Annotated in this window: 13 protein-coding genes, 1 pseudogene and 2 riboswitches; of the genes and pseudogenes, 8 read left to right on the forward strand and 6 right to left on the reverse strand. The window is 44.4% G+C overall.

Annotation, left to right across the window (positions count from 1 at the left end):
• Positions 1–341: 341 nt before the first annotated feature.
• Entirely contained in the window at positions 342–2,627 is a 2,286-nt protein-coding gene (locus LAJ61_RS01495; protein WP_224054206.1) for a hypothetical protein, read from the forward strand.
• Between the two features lie 74 nt (positions 2,628–2,701).
• Here the strand turns inward: LAJ61_RS01495 and ruvB are convergent, their stop codons facing one another.
• Both ruvB and LAJ61_RS01505 read right to left on the reverse strand, forming a co-directional pair.
• The gene (ruvB, locus tag LAJ61_RS01500; RefSeq protein WP_062331309.1) at positions 2,702–3,685 is read right to left on the reverse strand and encodes a Holliday junction branch migration DNA helicase RuvB; all 984 of its coding nucleotides are present in this window, start codon (positions 3,683–3,685) and stop codon (positions 2,702–2,704) included.
• Between the two features lie 94 nt (positions 3,686–3,779).
• Positions 3,780–4,241: a hypothetical protein gene (locus tag LAJ61_RS01505; protein ID WP_224054207.1), complete on the reverse strand. Its 462-nt coding sequence runs from the start codon at positions 4,239–4,241 to the stop codon at positions 3,780–3,782.
• A 447-nt stretch (positions 4,242–4,688) separates the two neighbouring features.
• Positions 4,689–4,805, forward strand: a riboswitch (glycine riboswitch).
• A 31-nt stretch (positions 4,806–4,836) separates the two neighbouring features.
• Positions 4,837–4,971: riboswitch (glycine riboswitch) on the forward strand.
• 127 nt (positions 4,972–5,098) lie between these two features.
• Here LAJ61_RS01505 and gcvT point away from each other — a divergent pair.
• The 6 genes and pseudogenes from gcvT (at position 5,099) to LAJ61_RS01535 (ending at position 12,734) form a co-directional block, all read left to right on the forward strand.
• Positions 5,099–6,232, forward strand: coding sequence for a glycine cleavage system aminomethyltransferase GcvT (gene gcvT, locus LAJ61_RS01510; protein ID WP_224054208.1), 1,134 nt, complete (start codon positions 5,099–5,101; stop codon positions 6,230–6,232).
• A 113-nt stretch (positions 6,233–6,345) separates the two neighbouring features.
• Entirely contained in the window at positions 6,346–6,732 is a 387-nt protein-coding gene (locus LAJ61_RS01515) for an MliC family protein (RefSeq protein ID WP_095356933.1), read from the forward strand.
• A gap of 216 nt (positions 6,733–6,948) precedes the next feature.
• Positions 6,949–7,329 (forward strand): glycine cleavage system protein GcvH, encoded by a 381-nt coding sequence (gene gcvH / locus LAJ61_RS01520; protein ID WP_007115930.1) that lies wholly within the window; start codon positions 6,949–6,951, stop codon positions 7,327–7,329.
• 134 nt (positions 7,330–7,463) lie between these two features.
• Positions 7,464–8,198: a nitroreductase family protein gene (locus LAJ61_RS01525; protein ID WP_224054209.1), complete on the forward strand. Its 735-nt coding sequence runs from the start codon at positions 7,464–7,466 to the stop codon at positions 8,196–8,198.
• A gap of 92 nt (positions 8,199–8,290) precedes the next feature.
• Positions 8,291–11,173, forward strand: a complete 2,883-nt coding sequence (gene gcvP, locus LAJ61_RS01530; protein WP_224054210.1) for an aminomethyl-transferring glycine dehydrogenase — start codon at positions 8,291–8,293, stop codon at positions 11,171–11,173.
• A 169-nt stretch (positions 11,174–11,342) separates the two neighbouring features.
• Positions 11,343–12,734, forward strand: a pseudogene (locus LAJ61_RS01535) (GntP family permease).
• 61 nt (positions 12,735–12,795) lie between these two features.
• On the opposite strand, the gene LAJ61_RS01540 reads toward LAJ61_RS01535, so the two are convergent.
• The 3 genes from LAJ61_RS01540 to LAJ61_RS01550 all read right to left on the reverse strand — a co-directional run bounded on the left by LAJ61_RS01540 (position 12,796) and on the right by LAJ61_RS01550 (position 15,173).
• Positions 12,796–14,007, reverse strand: coding sequence for a ribonuclease D (locus LAJ61_RS01540; protein WP_224054211.1), 1,212 nt, complete (start codon positions 14,005–14,007; stop codon positions 12,796–12,798).
• A gap of 82 nt (positions 14,008–14,089) precedes the next feature.
• Positions 14,090–14,698: a recombination mediator RecR gene (gene recR / locus LAJ61_RS01545; protein ID WP_224054212.1), complete on the reverse strand. Its 609-nt coding sequence runs from the start codon at positions 14,696–14,698 to the stop codon at positions 14,090–14,092.
• A gap of 145 nt (positions 14,699–14,843) precedes the next feature.
• The gene (locus tag LAJ61_RS01550) at positions 14,844–15,173 is read right to left on the reverse strand and encodes a YbaB/EbfC family nucleoid-associated protein (RefSeq protein ID WP_007115923.1); all 330 of its coding nucleotides are present in this window, start codon (positions 15,171–15,173) and stop codon (positions 14,844–14,846) included.
• Positions 15,174–15,358: 185 nt separating this feature from the next.
• On the opposite strand from LAJ61_RS01550, the gene LAJ61_RS01555 reads away from it, so the two are divergent.
• Positions 15,359–16,129 (forward strand): NAD-dependent deacylase, encoded by a 771-nt coding sequence (locus LAJ61_RS01555; protein ID WP_224054213.1) that lies wholly within the window; start codon positions 15,359–15,361, stop codon positions 16,127–16,129.
• Between the two features lie 99 nt (positions 16,130–16,228).
• On the opposite strand, the gene LAJ61_RS01560 is transcribed toward LAJ61_RS01555, so the two are convergent.
• Positions 16,229–17,470 carry an O-succinylhomoserine sulfhydrylase gene (locus tag LAJ61_RS01560; protein ID WP_224054214.1) on the reverse strand — a complete coding sequence of 414 codons (1,242 nt, stop codon included), beginning with the start codon at positions 17,468–17,470 and terminating at the stop codon, positions 16,229–16,231.
• Positions 17,471–17,491 lie beyond the last annotated feature (21 nt).

Below are 17,491 nucleotides of genomic sequence, written 5' to 3' on the forward strand. Positions count from 1 at the left end.
TGTCACTTAATTTGCATTTTTTAGCATTGGGGTGGTTAGTGAGCTTTTAGCAATATCGTAGATGCAGGGCAACTTCTTTATACGCCCTCTAAAAAAATAGCGTTAAATTTAGAAATCTTGTTGATACCTTACCATTTCAATTCGATTAAATTCATCAAATTATGATTAGAATTTGTTGTAACTTTTGTGCAAACTTAGTAAAGTAGATAGCATCAAAAATTATATTTTAGCATCAATCACGTAACATTTTCTGCTCATCGAAAAATTGGTAATTTTTTCTGATTCTATTTATCTCTATCGATTTATTTAGCAGCCTTACTTACTTTCTCTAGGATAACTTTATGGCTATCTCTACCAACCTAATCAAGTCCTTTCAACTTTCTGCATTAACGACCGCACTTGCCCTCGCTGGTTGTGGCGGTGGTGGCGGTAATGACACATTGCCCCCGCCTGTAAACAGCGGTGGTACTACTGATAGTACAGGCTCAACACCCACATCAGCTATCAATATAAGTGCGATTTCCTTAGAAGGTGTGAATAGTTCTAGCTTTATTCCTAGTACAGGTGCAACTGCTAAAGTCAAAGTAACTGATGCCGCGGGTAAGGGCATATCTGGAGCTATTGTAGCTTTTTCGGCAAGTGGTGGTGTGAGTTTTAGTACTACTAATAGTTCAGTATTAACTGATACTGAAGGTAACGCTTCTATTTTTGTTAAACCTATAGATATAAACGATAATGGTACTTATACGCTGACAGCCACATCAACGTATAATAGCATCACTGCAACTAGCAAACCTTATGCCTTTTCATTACAAAAAACCAATCTAAAAATTACACAGTTAAAAACTGAAGTGCCTACTAATACTACACTAGAAGTTGGTGGCTCCACCAATGTTTCTTTAATTGTGACTGATGAAAATGGTGTGTTGCAACCAAATACCACTGTTAACTTCACCAATAATTGTGGCACATTCACTGAAGATTCAGTAATGACCAATAGCGAAGGTGTAGCAACCACTACTTATTCTGCTATAAAGGCTGATGGTAGCCTATGTACAGACACGTCTGTTATTATCACTGCCTCAACTACTACAGGTGTTTCTGCCAATACTTCTATTAATTTGACTCCAATAGTAGGTAACTCTATCGCCTACACGACGACAGGAGCAGTGAATCTAGGCGCAAGTAATAGTGGTTCATCAACATCAGGTCAAATCGAATTTACTGTGTATTCAAATGGTAAACCTGCCGCTAACCAAGATGTCATCATTACTAAAACCTATGCTCCACTCGATTTCAGTTTTGTTAAACTTGGCAATCAATCAGCACAAACAGTAAAAAGTGATAGTAAGGGTAAGGTTAATGTAACGCTTTATCCTGGTGCGTTGCCTGGACCTGTTGAGTTAAAAGCCACTTTAGCAACTAATTCGATTATCACTGCACTCTCTAAAGATGTTGCAGTTGCGACAGGGCGTGCTAGCCAAAACGGCATGAGTGTCTCTCTAACCAAAAATACTTTAGCATTTGGCGTGGACGGTGACACAACTGAGGTAACGGTACGCTTAGTTGATAGAGTTGGCAATGCAGTACCTGATGGTACGGTGGTAAGCTTTGTTTCTGAAGGTGGTAAAATTACACCTAATTGCTCAACCGTTGATGGTGCCTGTTCTGCTACATTTACTACTCAAAATCCACGTAGTGATGGTAGATTGTCTGTTATAGCTTATGTTGAAGGTGATAAATCTTATATTGATAGCAATGGAAATAACAAATTCGATATTGGTGAGCCATTAAGTCACAATATTGGCAGTTTCTATCGTGATGACAATGAAAATGGCGCTCATGATTTAGGTGAGTATGTTTATATTCGCCCAATTACGGGGTCGCCATTAGCTTGTGGCACTTCTTCATTTGGTCAACCAAATTTAGTTACCCAAATTTTAAGTGTCAATCCCTTATCCACCGTCACACACCAGTGTGACAACCAATTAGAAACAGTATTACGTTATCAGTTTATACTAGGTCTTGCAGGTAATGTACCTGTACCTGATGATAATTATCCAACTGATTCTACACCAGAGAACTTAACATACACCTTACCCGTCAATACAATCAATACGCCTATAAAGTATAATTTTGATATGTTTGGTAATAGTGCTAGAACAGTGTCTATGCCAGCAGGTACGACAATTAGTGTAAGTGCTGTTGATAAAACTACTTATAATCCTGAAATTATTGAGACTACGACAGGATCAACTCGCACCTTCTCAGTTTCAAAAGCTGAACCAAATAATACAGTTACAGTCAAAGTTGGTAATTTTGCGCCTAATACTGTAATGGCAGATAAATTAGGGAATGCAAATATTACTACAAATATTCCAAAGGAAAATACTGAAACCCCTTCAATTGTAGATACTAACGTAACTTGTAAAGCTGAGTTTACTGCGGGTGTTTTAACTGTGCCTAATATAATGAATCTAAGTTTAGCTAATGGTAAAATAATCGATCCGCGTGTTAACTACACTATAACTTATGAAGATTGCCGAGCAGGAGATCAAATTAAAGTGACAACAAATGCGCCTTCACCTGCTGCAAACACCTTAACTAGAACCATATATGTACAATAATTTTTTAAATCATTAACAAAAACCCCTTACACAATGTAAGGGGTTTTTGTTTGTCACTACAAAAATTCAAAAAACTAAGTCAACATCCGCCCCCGTGCGGTGCGTACGATATAACCTTGCTGAATCAAATACGGCTCAATCACATCTTCAAGCGTGCCTCTATCTTCAGCGAGTGCGGCTGCAATCGACTCAACCCCCGCAGGACCGCCATTAAAACGCTCCTCTAGCATCTCAAGATAACGTCTATCAAGATTATCAAGCCCGCGTTTATCAACTGCGAGCATATCGAGTGCGCTATGCGCAATTTCAGCGGTGACGGTGCCATCGCCTTTAACTTGGGCATAGTCGCGTACGCGGCGTAGCAACCGATTAGCAATACGCGGGGTACCGCGCGAACGTCTAGCGACTTCGACTGCCCCTTCTTTGGTCATAGGCACGTTAAGCAATCCAGCCGATCTTGTAACAATGGTCGTTAAGTCCTCCACATTATAAAACTCTAATCGCTGTACAATACCAAAACGGTCCCGCAGTGGCGAGGTCAACAAACCTGCTCGGGTGGTCGCAGCCACCAAAGTAAAAGGCGGCAAATCAAGCTTTATGGAGCGTGCAGCAGGTCCTTCGCCAATCATAATATCAAGCTGAAAATCTTCCATCGCAGGATACAAGATTTCTTCAATCATCGGGCTTAAACGGTGAATCTCATCAATGAACAGCACATCACCAGGCTCTAGATTGGTTAGCATCGCTGCCAAATCACCCGCGCGTTCAAGCACAGGGCCAGACGTTGAGCGCAGATTACCGCCCATCTCACGGGCGATAATGTTGGCGAGTGTAGTTTTACCCAGTCCAGGCGGTCCAAATATTAATGTATGGTCGAGCGCTTCTTTTCTCGATAACGCCGCGTTAATAAACACGCCCATTTGTTCTTTAACCACAGGCTGACCGATATATTCAGCGAGTAAGGCTGGACGGATATTATTGTCATTTTGGTCTTCTGAGCGCCCCATCGGACTAATCAGACGTTGCTGCGAATTGGCACTTGAAAAAGGTGGAATCATAAGTATTTGACACTAGTTGCAAGTTTTAACAGGAATAATAGCACTGGCAAATCTTGACAGTGCTAGGGGATGTACAGAGAAAAAGTAAAAAAATTTAGGGCAACACACGCTGCAATGTCATATCACATCGGGTGCCTTTACTATCCTTGCACCACTGCATTTGCTCACCTTGTTGTTTGACATAAGCAACCAAAATATCGCCGGTCTGGTCAACGCGATTGCCAGAACAATCTGTGGCATTGTTATCATATTGGGTCTGAATCGCTAGTGCAGGTAAGCCATCGCCTGTGTCGGCGTACAAATATTTGCCGTACGTAAATTCCTGACCGCTTGAACCGATAAATTGCTGATCGCGCCCAAAATTATACCGCTCTTGGCAACTTGGCTGCGCAGCGTCGGTTTTATCAAGTCGCAGCTGCCACTGTCCTGCGATATTTGGCAAAATATGAGTCGACACTTGCGCCACTTGCTGTTGGGTTTTGCTATCATCGGGCAACGTACCCCCCATGGCTAAACTGGTTAAAATGCCTACCAACGAAATATTCATCAAGTCCATCGTTATTTTATTCCTTTTATTATGCCATCTTTATAAGGTAACAACCCAACTCATCTACCAGTTCTCAATCAGCCAATTTTTACTCAGCGATGTTAGCACTGACGTTTATAGTAACTTTTAACAACTTTTAATAACAACTTTTGGTATTTGGGGTTAATATTCAAAGATATTCAAAATTTTAAAGGCTAAATTATTCTGCTTTTAATGGGGTCAGCGCGCAAAAATTTAACCCAGAACCACAAAAATTATTTAAGCACTTTAGTTAAACATTTTAACTTTATTTGACTACTTAAAGTTTCATGTTCATCAATGGCTTTAATCATACTTGCTTTTGGCTTTATTTGCTATAACACAATAATCCGCATAATGCAGTATTGTCAAAACATCAGGCGTTCATAAAATCTGTGCAAATTTGCTTGTCAAAAAGTTAAAAACCCAGCATAATAACCGAAGATTTCAGGAGAGAATGTTGTTTTGTTTTTCATCAAATTATGAAATACCAAAACCATCACCGAAGGCGTAAAGACCCTATAATCGCTCAGGTAAAAGGACTGGAATCGTAATTTTTGGCAGTGGCGTATGCACTGCATCAAAATATAACAAATCTGGAGAGTGTATTGCTTTGCAATACCACCGAAGGGGAAAAGATTGACTTGTCTATCTGTACTATAAGAAGTAAGAAGCTGACAAGTCGATTGAAAATCTCAGGTAATAGGACAGATAGGGCTGATAGCTACCGACATAAAGTTGGATTAGTTTTACTGCTCTATTGATGTGCGATGTTTGGCTTTAGCGTTTTATCCGACGCTATTAAAACATCAAACCGTTATTTGATTTTACCCACTCAAGGATTTGCCATGTCAGCCACAGACAAGCCTTTAAACCGCACCCCTTTTTATCAATCCCATATCGATAGCAACGGCAAAATCGTTGACTTCTCTGGTTGGGAATTGCCTATCCATTATGGCTCACAGATTCAAGAGCATGACGTCGTGCGTACGGATGCGGGCATGTTTGACGTGTCACATATGGTCGTGACTGACATCGCCGGCAAAGACGCCAAAGCTTGGCTGCAAAAACTGCTCGCCAATGATGTCGCCAAACTCAAATTTGTCGGTAAAGCGCTTTACTCTGCCATGCTAAACGAAAACGGCGGTGTGATTGATGACTTAATCGTTTACCGAATGAACGATGCAGAGACCGAGTATCGTATCGTCTCAAATGCTGCCACCCGTGATAAAGATTTGGCACAGTTTGACAAAGTCGCCAAAGACTTTGCTGTCACCATTACCGAGCGCCCAGAACTTGCTATGCTTGCGGTGCAAGGCCCCAATGCTCTGCAGAAACTGAGCCAAGCCAAACCAAATTGGGCAGATAGCCTAGCTACCTTAAAACCATTTGTGGGCAAAGATTTGACCGACATTGAAGGCGCAGATTGGTTTGTGGCGCGTACCGGTTATACGGGTGAAGACGGCGTTGAAGTCATTTTACCACAAGCGCAAGCCTCAGCATTCTTTACCTTACTTAAAGACCATGGCATCGCCCCAGCAGGCTTAGGTGCCCGTGATACATTACGTCTTGAAGCGGGTATGAATTTGTATGGTCATGAGATGGATGAATCCATCAATCCGTATGAATGTGGTATGGCGTGGACATTAGCGGTAAAAGACGATCGGGATTTCGTGGGTCGTCAAGCCATGCAAGCCAAACAAGACCAAGCGATTGCTGAGGGTAATGACGTCATGCAAGTAGGCTTAGTGCTAGAGTCACGTGGGGTACTGCGTGAAGGCATGACGGTCACGCTAGACAATGGCAAAACTGGGGTAATCACTAGCGGCACTTTTAGCCCAAGCCTAAAACAATCGATTGCGATTGCCCGTATTCCAAAGACGACAGATACGGCAGCCACGGTTGATTTGCGGGGCACACCGACGCCAGTACGTATCATTTCGTTACCGTTTGTTAGAAATGGCAACAAACAATTCAACTAGGATTTTATCGTGTTATGATGGATTTAACGCTTATTAATGAACAACATTCAAATAATTAGTCAGCGTAATTTGAAACACTCATAATAAATTCATCATACTTAGAAGGTAAAATCATGAAAAAATTACTGTTTGTTGTACCGTTTTTGGCAAGTTTGGCGGCCTGTACCTCAACCCAAGTTGCACAGCCCAGTCCGTCACAAGTGTTGGCAGTTCAAGCAAATTCACAAACCTTTAAATGTGACAACAACACTGAAGTTGTGGCATTCTACGGTCAAGAAAACGGCAGCAATGTCGCAAATTTAAAAATCACCTCGCCAATGCTCGGTCTAAACCAAGCGGCGATGGTGTTAAAACAAGATGTCTCAGGTTCGGGTAACCGCTATACCTTGTCAAATGCCACCAAAACTACCATGTATGATTGGGGCGTTAAGGGTGCAGAAGGTGCGTTAACCGTGACTTCACAAGGTCGTGATTATAACTTTGTGTGTAATGCTATTTAATTCGATTCACTTGTTGAATGGGTTAAACTGCTAAGTTGGTTTTTAAGTTTGGTCGATATATATTGTATCGACCAAATTTTTGTTACTCAGTTTGTTAAATTACTTAGCTTTTAAATACTAGGCTTTTAAAAATGTTTAGTAAAAAGGCGCCAAGTGTGACTGCTTGGCTAACAGCCTTTTATTTTCACCCCTACTTTCGCTTTGAGGAAAATAGTTATGAGCAATATTCCAGCAGATTTAAAATATGTGGCTAGTCATGAATGGTTACGCCAAGAAGAAGACGGCACTATCACCGTTGGTATTACTCACCACGCCCAAGACTTGCTCGGTGACATCGTATATGTTGAATTGCCTGAAGTGGGTGAACATGTTGACGTGGATGCTGAAATTGCCGTAGTCGAATCTGTAAAAGCTGCTTCGGATGTCTACGCACCCATCGCTGGTGAAATTCTAGCGGTCAATGAAGCTTTAGTAGATGCGCCAGAAACCATTAATGAAGACCCTTATGGCGAAGGTTGGTTCTTTAAAATTAAACCAGACAATGCCGATGATTACCAAGGCTTGATGGACGCAGACGAGTACCAAGATAGTATTTAATTATCTTTATCTGATGGTCTTTATCTCGTCTTTTTTATAGAGCCCAGCACTAAGGTAATCGCTTGATTACCTTAGCCTGTTGTCCTATCAATTAACTGTAACGCATCCTTTATTTTGTTAACCTGAGAGCTGCTATGTCAACACTTACCCCGCTTGCTGACCCAAAACAAGCCAGTTTTTATGAGGTGGTGAGCACTCGCCGTTCGGTACGACGCTTTACTAAAACGCCCATCAGTGACGAAGTGCTCAATGCCTGTCTCGATATGGCGATGTTAGCGCCTAGCTCAAGTAATTTACAGCCTTGGCAATTTTTTGTGATTGAATCAGAAGAAAAACGCCAAAAAACTGTGACCTATTGTATGAGCCAAAATGCAGCAAAGACCGCCAATAAGCTGATTGTCGTGGTCGCTCGTACTGACACGTGGCGTCAACACGCCAAAGACAATATCAAGTATTTTCCCGTTAAACCCGTACCAAAACCCGTGCAAGATTATTATGGCAAACTCATTCCGCTGACCATGACGCGCGGTGTGATGAATGTATTCACCCCTGCCAAATGGGTGCTGACGCAAGCCACTCGCAAAGTCAGAGGTGCGATGGTTGACCCCATCTATGATGCTGACGATCTCAAAAACTGGGCGCTCATTAGCACGTCACTGGCAGCCGAGAATTTGATGCTTGCTTTCCGTGTGCACGGTTTTGACAGTTGCCCGATGGGGGGATTTGACGAGCCACAACTCAAAAAATTGCTTGATCTCAATGACCACCAGCATATTTGTATGGTGATTGCTGCAGGTGAGCGCGACGAGCGTGGTATCTATAGTGAGCAATACCGTTTTGGGCGTGAGCGCTTTATCGTCAAGGTGTAATTTTTATCCATTCAACCGATGTTTGTCATGTTAGCCATGGCAAAACCTGCTATTTTTTTTCAATGTTTTATCAGACGCTAAAGGAAACTTGAATGAGTCAACCGTCTTTTCAATCATTTGCTGATTTATTCCAATCATCAGAATTTATTCATCGTCATGTTGGCATTAGCCAAGATGAAAAAGAAGCAATGCTACAAGCCGTCGGCGCTGACAGCATGGCAAGCTTTATTGAACAGACGGTACCAGCTTCGGTACGTCTTAGCAAAGAGTTAGATTTACCCCTGAGTATGACTGAGCATGATGCCTTGGCAAAGTTGCGTGGGTTGGCGGATAAAATCAAGGTTAATAAAAGCTATATTGGCTTAGGCTATTATCCGACTCGCCTACCTGCGGTGATTCAACGTAATGTGCTTGAAAACCCAGGCTGGTACACGGCTTATACCCCTTATCAAGCGGAGATTGCTCAAGGTCGCTTAGAGGCATTACTCAACTTCCAACAAGTTTGTATTGACTTATCAGGTCTTGAATTGGCGGGTGCCAGTTTGCTTGATGAAGCGACGGCGGCGGCTGAAGCGATGGCGATGGCAAAACGCGTGGGTAAAAGTAAATCTAACCAATTTTTTGTTGATAGCCGTATCTACACTCAAACCTTAGATGTCATCAAAACCCGTGCCAAATATTTTGGTTGGGAGGTAGTGGTCGGTGATTTTGACGTTGCCAAACAGGGTGATTTTTTTGGCGCGATTTTCCAGTACGTGGGCGCGCAAGGCGATGTGGTTGATTTAACTGATATCATCAGTGCAGTCAAAGCTAAAGGCACGCAAACAATCGTTGCCGCTGATGTGATGAGTCTGGTACTTCTTAAATCACCGGGTAGCATGGGTGCGGATGTGGCACTGGGTAACACCCAGCGTTTTGGCGTGCCGATGGGCTTTGGTGGTCCACACGCGGCTTATTTTGCCTTTAAAGACAGTGCCAAGCGCTCTGCCCCAGGTCGTATCATTGGCGTATCGGTGGATGCCCAAGGTAAACAAGCCTTGCGTATGGCACTACAAACCCGTGAGCAACATATCCGCCGCGAAAAAGCCAACTCAAATATTTGCACATCGCAAGTATTACTGGCCAATTTGGCAGGGATGTATGCGGTGTATCATGGTCCTGAAGGCGTGAAACGTATCGCCACCCGCATTCATGCGTTAGCAAGCGCTTTTGCCCAAGCCATCAAACAAGCTGGCATGTCGATTGTGCATGAACAGTTTTTTGATACCGTGCTGGTCAATACCGAAGGTCAAACTGAGCAAATCTATCAAAATGCCCTTAATATCGGCTATAACCTGCGCAAAGTAGACGATAATCATATCGCCATTGCCTTTAATGAAACCAGTGATGCGGCAGATTTTGGTGTACTCACGCAGTTATTCACAGGCGTAGCCGCTCAATTATCTGATGATATCAGCTTGTCTTTGCCAGCGTCATTGCTACGTACCGATGCGATTTTAAGTCATCCTGTGTTTAATCGTTATCACACCGAACATGAAATGCTGCGTTATTTGAAAAAGCTAGAAAATAAAGACTTAGCGATGAATCATAGTATGATTTCGCTGGGTAGCTGTACCATGAAACTTAACGCCACTAGCGAAATGCTACCGATTACTTGGAATGAATTTGCCAATGTGCACCCATTTGCGCCACGCGAACAAGTGGGCGGCTATATTGAAATGATTGAAGGCTTGCAAGAGCAACTCAAAGCCATCACAGGGTTTGACGCTATCTCTATGCAGCCAAACTCAGGTGCATCAGGCGAGTACGCAGGACTACTGGCGATTCGTCGTTATCATGAAAGCTTAGGTCAATCTAACCGTCATATCTGTCTGATTCCGCGCTCCGCACACGGCACCAATCCTGCCACGGCACAAATGATGGGTATGGAAGTCGTCGTGGTAGCCACCGATGAGCGTGGTAACGTTGATATTGCCGACTTGACTGAAAAAGCGCAAAAATACAGTGACAATCTGGGCGCCTTGATGATTACCTACCCCTCGACACATGGCGTGTTTGAGGAAGGTATCCGTGATATCTGTAACTTGATTCATCAACACGGCGGTCAAGTGTATATGGATGGCGCTAACATGAACGCGCAGGTCAGCATGATGCAACCTGCGGATGTCGGTGCTGACGTCCTACACATGAATTTGCACAAAACTTTCTGTATTCCACACGGCGGCGGCGGTCCTGGTATGGGTCCTATCGGCATGAAATCACATTTAGCGCCTTTTATTGCCAATCATGTCGTATCTGCAGTACCCAATGCCCAAGATGGCATGAGTGCGGTATCGGCTGCCCCGTTTGGTTCAGCCAGCATTTTGCCTATTTCATGGATGTATATCACCATGATGGGACGTGATGGCTTGGTGCAAGCGACAGAAGCTGCGTTATTAAATGCCAATTACACCGCTATGAAATTAAAAGACCATTATCCCGTGCTTTATAGTGGTGAAAATGGTCGCGTCGCCCATGAATGTATCATTGACATTCGCCCACTAAAAGCCGAAACAGGCATCACCGAAGTTGATATCGCCAAACGCTTAATGGATTACGGGTTTCATGCACCAACTATGTCTTTCCCTGTGGCAGGTACTTTGATGATTGAGCCCACTGAGTCAGAAAGCAAAGAAGAGCTAGACCGTTTTATCTCAGCCTTAATTCAAATCAAAGCTGAGGCGATGAAAGTTAAAAACGGCGACTGGCCAGCAGATAACAACCCGCTAGTGAACGCACCACACACCGCACAAGTGGTGACCGGTGACTGGGATCGTCCATACAGCCGTGAAGAAGCCGCCTATCCACTCGCCTATGTACGCGACAATAAGTTTTGGCCATCGGTGAGCCGTATCGATGATGTGTATGGCGACAAAAATTTAATCTGCTCTTGCCCTGATATCTCAAGCTATGAGAATGGTGAAATCGCAGAGTAAACTTCAATCAATACTCACCGTATTTTTTACAAAAGCCATGCAAAAATGTGTGGTTTTTTGCTATAAAGCCAATTGCGAGTCAAAACAATTCTGCTATGATGCAGGGGACTCAAAAAAATTGTAATCACCACGCATTACTTCAAACCCATCATAAGTCAAGGATGACATTATGTTTAGTACCATTGCGATTATTATTTCGCTCTTTCTATTAATGTATTTTGCCTATCGCGGCTATTCTGTATTAATTTTAGCGCCCTTGATGGCCACCCTAGCGGTTGCGCTGTCAGGCGATATTCTAAGCTCACTACCTATCTATACCACCGTTTTTATGAAAGCGTTGAGTGGCTTTTTATTGAAGTTTTTTCCCATATTTTTGCTGGGCGCGGTGTTTGGTCAGCTCATGGCAGATTCTGGGGCTGCCACAGCGATTGCCAGAACGGTGGTTAGCAAATTAGGCGTGAATAAAGCGATACTAGCTGTGGTTTTGGTCTGTGCGATTTTAACCTATGGCGGTGTGTCGCTGTTTGTGGTGGCTTTTGCCATTTATCCGATTGCTAAAGATTTGTTCAAGTCAGCAGGGGTGCCAAAAAGGCTCATTCCAGGGGCGATTGCGTTAGGGTCATTTACCTTTACCATGACAGCGTTACCCGGAACACCCGCCATCTAAAACGCCATTCCCATTCCGTATTATGGTACCAATGCCTTTGCTGCACCCATACTGGGTATTATTGGTTCGCTTGTGATGTTTGGCTTGGGCATGCTGTGGTTGCAACGTCGCGCCCATAGCGCCAAAACGGCTGGCGAGGGATATGGTATTCATGAAGATGATGAGCTGCACGCTGATAACCTAGACCCCCATCACACCTCTTTTATGGTGGCGATGATTCCTTTGGTATTGGTCATCGGCATCAATGCCTTGTTAACGTATGCGGTTTTTCCGAGTATGGATTTCTCTGCACTGCAAGCGCAGTTCAAAGACTTGGATATCAAGGGCGCTTTGGGACTTTGGTCAATCATTATCGCTTTAGTCACCGCGATTATTGCCTTGATTGTGCTGCGTTTGGGCAAATGGACGAACTTGCAACACAGTCTTAATAAAGGCACTTATAGCTCCATGTTGCCTATTTTTAATACAGGCTCAGAAGTCGGTTATGGTGCGGTGATTGCGACATTGGCGGGTTTTGCGATTTTACGTGATAGTGTGTTAAATCTATCACCCAACAACCCATTAATCTCAGAAGCCGTGGCTATGACCACCTTAGCGGGCATCACCGGTTCTTCTTCTGGCGGCTTGAGTATCGCGCTGCCTATTTTAGGTAAAGAATATTTGGCGCAGGCGGTGGCACATGGCATCGATCCTGAGTTATTGCATCGTGTCGCGGTGATGGCAGCAGGTGGCTTAGACACGCTACCCCATAGTGGTGCGGTGATTACGTTATTTGCCATTTGTCATTTGACCCACAAGCAATCTTATAAAGATGTCGCCATGGTGACGATGGCAATTCCGCTGATTGCGGTGACGGTGGTGATTGCTTTGGGTACGATGTTGGGTTCTTTTTAACCGGTTTATTTTTAACCTGTTTAGTAGTAAAAAATCCCAATCAGCGTTGGGATTTTTTTATTTATTCAGCGGTCGTTTCATGCTCGCTAGATGGCGGGTTGTTGGCAATCACCGTATCTAAAATGGGTAAAATCTCTGCCATTATCCACGATTTGCGCCAGCCACTCAGCCAAGGGCTCAATGCCGGTTTTTCTGCTGCGACAGCGTAAGCATACAGCTCTGACAGCCATTTTTTTCGCATCAATACTGTCTCATCAATTGACAGGGTTTGCCCATGCTGTTTGATGGCTTTTTCCAGTTGTTTTTGCACATCGCTAGACAGACTTCGATACGGCAAAGGCAATAGACTTGGATAGGCTGCGTCATCTTCTTTTCGCACTTTATCAATCAGCGTCAAAATCTCTTGCCCATACATGCGAATCACATTGGGCTTGATACTGGTAAAGCTTAGCTGCTTCATGCTAAAGGGCGGTTTTTCGACGATTTCACGCAGCGCCTGCGGGCGCAAGATAAAAGTGCGTGGTCTATTGATTGATTTGGCAAGCTGTTCGCGCCATTCGCACAGAGTTTGCAGCATGGCGAGTTGCTCGCGATTATCGCGGTAATCAGCGACACTTAAATACAAGGCGTTATCAGGCGTGCTAAAGTTGGCAAAAATTTCTTGGGTATAGCTTTGGCAGTCTTCAACCGCGTATTGCCATAAACCTTGCTCGGTCAACTGCGTTTTGATGGCCGCAAACATCGGCAATAAATAACGCACATCGTCTACCGCATAGCTTTCTTGCTCAGGCGTTAAGGGGCGCTGCAACCAATCCGATTGGCTTTCACCTTTATCCACATGCACAGCAATGGTTTCTTGCAGCGATTTTTGATAGCCAAGCGAGTTTTCACCGGTCAAAAAACCTAAACCAATTTGGGTATCAAACACATTACGCAGCGCAGGCAAGTTGGAGAGTAAGTAATAAATCCCCAAATCCTCGCCACACGCATGTAACACCACGGTGGGTATATCCGCTAACACTTCCCAAAACTCTTCTAAATACAGCTTGGGCGCGTCAATTAAATAAATCGCTTTGCCTGTATTGATTTGAATCAGCGCAAGAATGGGAAAAAAAGTGTCGCGCTTGATAAACTCAGTGTCTAACGCAATGGTATCGGCTTGCTCTAGGTCATCGAGCAGGGCAAAAAGCGCATCCTGAGTTTTCACCCAATGGATTGGCAAGTCATGAAGTTGTTGTAATTGGGCTGGGCTTAACGGATTTTGGCTGAGCATAACTTGGGTCTTGTGGACGGATAATTTAAGCGTATTTTATGATGAATCTAGGATTTTGTCTTGTCAAACTGATGAAAAGATTTTATAACCGTCCACGATTTTGCAGCGCTTGACCCAGTGTCATGCTATCTAAATACTCAAGCTCGCCGCCCATCGGAATCCCTTGGGCAATCCGGCTGATATGAGTGACGTAAGGCTTGGCCGCTTCACTGATAAAATGCGCGGTGGTTTGCCCTTCTACCGTGGTACTGGTTGCCAAGATGATTTCTTCCACTGGGGTTTGCGCGGCTTGGTGTTGCTTTAACAGCCCAATTAGCTGATTGATGCCAAGCTGCTCCACGCCAATGCCATCAATGGGTGATAAATGCCCGCCAAGCACAAAGTATTTACCGTTAAACCCAGCGGTTTGCTCAATTGCCATCATGTCTGCTGCCGTCTCTACGATACAAAGCACGCGCTCATTGCGGCGCGGATCGCTACATATCGGGCAAATATCTTCATCTGATAAACCACGGCATACTTGGCATTGCTTGATATCATGCATCGCCACAATCAAGGCTTCGCCCAATGCTTGACCTTGCGGGCGTTTATAGCTAAGCAAGTGCAGTGCCATCCGCTGGGCAGATTTGGGTCCGACCCCAGGCAGCACTTTGAGTTGTTTTACAAGTTCATCAAATTTTGGCGTTAGCATAGGCGCATTCTTATAAACATGATAAAAAATAAAAAAGCTGACAATCAATTATCAGCTTTTTATGGGGGTTTGCCTGCCTAATCGCAAGGCAATTTTCCACTATTTTATAGCCCTACTTTATAACCCTAGTATAAGCCTAGTGGGTTTAAAATAAACCATTCATGCCTGGTGGTAAACCCATGCCGTTGGTGGCACTCGCCATTTCAGTCTCATGTAGTTCATCGGCCTGACGCACGGCATCATTGATAGCAGCCGCAATCAAATCTTCAATCATATCAGGGTCGTCTTGCAGTAGGCTTGGATCGATTGACAAACGTTTGACCACATGGCGACCATTCATGGTGACTTTCACCAAGCCACTACCCGCTTCGGCATGCACTTCTTTTTCTGCCAGTTTTTTCTTGGCGTTTTCAACGTTTTTTTCGACTTGCTTTTGCATCATTTGCGCTTGTTGCATGAGAGCTTGTAAGTTCATGAGTGTTCCTGTTTGTTTCTAATGTTGGTGGTTCATTGTAGCGAATTTGACCGCAAACTGTCTATTGCTAATCGTTAGCCCAAATTTTTAACATACAACTGCTAATCTGAAATCACTCACATAAAAATGCTAAGATACCATCACTCACATAAACCCATTAACAGCAAAAAACTATGACTATTACTATGACTATGACAACAACTACACCCCCATCGCTAGAGGTCGCTCTCTATAAAGCCGCTAGTGTTATTAAATGCGCCCAAAATATTGCCATCCTGACGGGAGCAGGCGTCTCAGCTGAAAGTGGCATTTCGACTTTTCGGGATAAACTTACCGGACTGTGGCAACAATACCAAGCCGAATATTTGGTCAGCATTCAAGCATTTGAAAATGAGCCTGCTTTGGTGTGGCAATGGCACCAATGGTGGCGTGGACAAATCGCCGATAAACAGCCCAATCCTGCCCATTTTGCCTTAGGTGAATGGCAAGCATTGGCAAAGCAGCAAGGTAAAACTTGGACGTTGTTTAGCCAAAATGTCGACAATCTGCATGAGCAAGGCGGTGCCACGGTGGCAAAACTGCATAGGGATTTGGGCAAAAATCGTTGTCATGATTGCGGCAAATCGTATGACAAAGCCATTGCTATCACAGACACTGAGCTAAAGCATTGTGAATGCGGCGGTTTGATTCGCCCGGATATTGTGTGGTTTGGCGAGATGTTGCCACAGGAGGCTTGGCAAACGGCAGAAACGGCAACGCTCAATTGCGACGTATTGGTGAGTATCGGCACATCAAGCGTGGTCTATCCCGCGGCGGGCTTGATTGATTTGGCAAAACAACAGGGCGCAACCGTCATCGAGATTAATCCCAATCCGACCAACACCACAGCGGTTGACATCGTGTTACCCGACAACGCAGGGAAAATATTGCCGTTGTTGGTCAATGCGCTGAAATAAAAAAGTCAGATAAAAAAGCGCAATAAAACAGCGCGATAAAAAAGCCAGTAAATTTTGCTACTGGCTTTTGGGTTCTGGCTAGTGGATTTTGGCTTTCTGTTAGGCGAGTGTATCCAAACCGCGTTTTAAATCAGCGATAATATCATCGACATCTTCAAGCCCCACCGAGAAGCGAATTAAGCCTTCGTTTACGCCTGCCTCGATTCTTGCTTCAGGTGTCATGCGAAAATGGGTCGTCGTCGCAGGATGGGTAATGGTGCTTTTGGCATCGCCTAGGTTATTGGTAATCGAAATCATTTTGGTACTATCGATAACATGCCAGGCTGCTGCTTGGTCAGCCACCTCAAAGCCAATAATGGCGCCAAACGCACCGCCTTGCACATTTTTGAGTGCCGTGTGTTGGCGTTTGGCGATGTCATGGGATGGGTGATCGGGCAACCCTGAAAAATGTACTTTGCTGACTTTTGGGTGACTGTGCAAAAATTTAGCGATCTGATTGGCATTTTCGCAGTGGGCTTTCATACGCAGTGACAAGGTTTCTAGACCCTTTAGCAACACCCACGCATTAAATGGCGATAGACTAATCCCACCGGTACGCACTACCCCAAAGGCTTTTTCCATCAAGTCATTGTTACCGACCAATGCACCGCCTAGTACCCGACCTTGACCGTCAATATATTTACTGGCGGAATGCAATACCACATCCGCCCCCAACATCAAAGGTTTTTGAATGGCGGGGGTTGCAAAGCAGTTATCGACGATTAATAGCGCATCGTGGTCATGCGCGAGCCTTGATAAAAAGCTTAAATCGGCAATTTGCGCCAAAGGATTGGAAGGGCTTTCGCAGTACAGCACCTTGGTATTTGGCTGCATCGCCTGTTGCCAAGCGTCATTGTCAAAGCAGTCGACATAACTTACCTCGACGCCAAACGCTTTAAAGTAGGTATCAAACAGGGCGACCGAGGAGCCAAATAATTGCTTGGCTGCTAGCAGATGGTCACCTGCTTGAAGGTACGCCAAACACATGGTCAAAATCGCGCCCATGCCTGATGCGGTTGCCACGCAGCGCTCGCCTTCCTCTAAAGCTGCCAATCTACGCTCAAAAGCGCGCACGGTCGGATTGGTATGGCGCGAGTAGACATTGCCTTTTTTATTGCCATTAAAATGGTCGGCGGCATCGGCGGCATTGTTGTATACGTAGGAGCTAGTGGTAAAAATCGCTTCGTTATGTTCGCCTTCATCGGTACGGTGGTAACCGCCTCGCACGGCGATGGTTTGGTCGGCATAGTCTAGGCTTAAATCAAGTGCATCACTTTGCCAGTTGGGGTCTAATTGGGTCATAATGTTACATCTTTTGTGCAT

The sequence above is a fragment of the Faucicola osloensis genome, assembly GCF_020041925.1.
Classification (GTDB): domain Bacteria; phylum Pseudomonadota; class Gammaproteobacteria; order Pseudomonadales; family Moraxellaceae; genus Faucicola; species Faucicola osloensis_D.